A 1,736-nucleotide genomic window follows, 5' to 3' on the forward strand; every position below is an offset into this window, starting at 1 on the left:
CGGCGGGAGAGTTCGTGGAGGGCTTCGGGGGGTGGGTCCTCGTTGTTGGCGAAGGCTTGGGCGAGGGCGACCCAGGCTAGGCCGGCTTCGTCGCCGATGGATTGGAAACGGGCTCGGGCTTTGGCGAAGGCGTGGGAGCCGGAGGGGTGGTGGGGTGTGCGGATGGCCAGTTCGAGGGAGGTCCAGGCTTCGCCGTGGGGGGAACCGAGGCGGGCGAACATCTCGATGTTCCGGTTGAGTTCGATGAGCACGCCCGTGTCGGAGTACAGGGATTGCCGGGTCCGTATGGATCTGAAGTGCCGTGACCAGGCCGCGCAGAGTTGGTCCGAGGACACGAGCGGTTCCCAGCGGCTGCGGAGGGGGGTCCGCGGCAGCGCGGAGAACAAGTCGGCCCAGTCGCTTGCCCGCCCGCTTCCCTGACGCGGTCTCGCGGACCTGAGTTCGGGCGAGGCGCCGTCGGTGTAACCGCTGACACGCAACAACAGGGCGAGCCGCAGCTGTTCGACGCCCGCCCACTCAACTCCCGTGGCGTCGTGGACGTCCTGGAACGCCACCCGAGCCGCGTCGATCACCTTCTCCGCCTCGTCGAGATCTCCGCTGAGCAGCCGCCAACGGCCGTACCAGAGCATCGCCCACGCCTCACCACACCGGTCCCCGGCGACCTGGTGCGCCTCGATCGCGCGCCGCAGCAAGGGGCCTACGCCCCGCAGGTCGCCCCGGTCGCAGGCGACGGCGGCACGGGTGTGCAGGACCCAGCCGTCGGCGGGGCGGCGTTCGGGGATCTCGGCGAGCAGCCGGGTGGCGGCGCGGAGGTTTCCCCGCTCCCATTCGTCCACGGCGGGTTGGAACCGAGGAGGGGCGACAGCCGGTGAACCCACGAACCGCCAGAGCGCGGCCAGCGCCAACACCTGCTGGGAGCGCTCCAGTTCCTGCGTCAGCGACCGCACGGCGTCCTTGCCCGCCCGGTCGTCCGGGGACAGGTCCAGGAGGCGTCCGGCGAGCAGGACGTACGTCCAGCCGAACCGGTCGACCGTTTCGGGCCGGTGGGTGTCCAGCAGCCGGCGCAGTGCTGTCACGGCACGGGAGCGGGTCTCGTCGGGGGACCAGTGCCGGGTGATCTCGGCGGCGGCCGTGCTGTGCAGCCGCATACCTGCGCGGTTCACGTCGGCCAGGCGGGCTCCCGCCAACCAGCCGGCAGATTCGGGCTGTTCGCGCGTCAGGAATTCGAGCGGTACGCGAAGAGGGCCGGTCGTGGTCAGCGCGGCCAGGCTCTCGTACAGGCGCATCGCTTCAGGACCCAGCGTCTCAGGGAAGCGCTGATCCTGCGGCGCGGTCACGGCCAGCACCATGACCACCCCGCTCATCGCCAGTGACTCCATGACGTCGAGCAACGGCTGTCCGGGGCGGTCGAGTCGCAGGACCAAGCCTTTGTACTCGCGCAGCACTCGACGGGACAGCCTGATGACGGACTCCGCGAACTCCCGGGAAGAACCGACCAGTTCCTCGACGTCCGAGTCCTCGACCCGCTCCCGCAGCCCCGGCTCCGCCAGCACCCGCAGCAACGTCACCTCCGGCGGCTCGGACACCCCGATGTCCTCCACGCGGATCACCGGTACCCCGGCAGGAAGCCGAACCTCCCCCTCCAGCACCACCGTTCGACGCCGGAGGAGTTCCTGATAGACGTCCACCCCGCCCCCTCCCTAAGCCGCCGCGGCAGACACCGGCACCCCCATAAC

Annotated in this window: 1 protein-coding gene; it reads right to left on the minus strand. The window is 70.4% G+C overall.

Annotated elements, in window-relative coordinates; all coding sequences use genetic code 11:
• A partial coding sequence (locus tag AOK24_RS44580) for a tetratricopeptide repeat protein (RefSeq protein ID WP_420876743.1) occupies positions 1-1,688 on the minus strand: 1,688 nt, incomplete at its 3' end.
• Positions 1,689-1,736 lie beyond the last annotated feature (48 nt).

Origin of the sequence: Streptomyces niveiscabiei (genome assembly GCF_001419795.1) — a bacterium.
GTDB classification, from domain to species: Bacteria; Actinomycetota; Actinomycetes; order Streptomycetales; family Streptomycetaceae; genus Streptomyces; species Streptomyces niveiscabiei.